The organism is Brevibacillus sp. YAE8, assembly GCF_057543335.1.
The window spans coordinates 1-531 of record NZ_BAAIYG010000165.1 but is presented as its reverse complement, the minus strand read 5'-3'; the positions used below and the strand labels follow the sequence as shown (position 1 = coordinate 531).

The following is a 531-nucleotide window of genomic DNA, read 5'->3' as shown; positions in this document are numbered from 1 at the left end:
GCGTAAATCATTAGTAGAAAATGAGAGAAAACAGCTGATTTTTACTCTTTTTGGCCGCCTTTACACATCAACTAGCAGCACATATACTAATAAAAGAGCAATTAGTTACCTAGGTAAATAAAATGAAAAGGTGAGGTGGGAAAAGTGAATAACTTGGTGTTTCATGAACTTCATCAAAAGTCGAGATTGTCTATTAAAGAAGTAAATGAAGTGTTAAAGGCGTACGGGCTATACAGCTCACAGTATTCAATTTTATTTTGTTTAAAGCGATTCGGTTCGATGACGCAAACAGAGATTTGGCAGTATTTAAATGTCGAAGCGCCAACGGTTACCCGCACGTTAACAAGACTTGAAAAAAGCGGATGGATTGTGCGAAAAGCAGGCAGTGATAAACGAGAGCGCATCGTACATTTATCTCCTCAAGCGAAGAAAAAGCTTCCAGAAATTCAGCAAGAAATTGAACGTTTGGAAGAAAATTTGCTGATTGCTTTATCCGACAGCGAACAGGATCAGCTTATTTCGTTATTAAAG

General features: G+C 37.7%; 1 protein-coding gene. It reads left to right on the top strand.

All coding sequences use genetic code 11. The annotated features are described in order from the left end of the window. Positions 1–144: 144 nt before the first annotated feature. On the top strand, positions 145–531 hold a 387-nt coding region (locus tag AC27IT_RS28180; protein WP_487092317.1), incomplete at its 3' end, for a MarR family winged helix-turn-helix transcriptional regulator.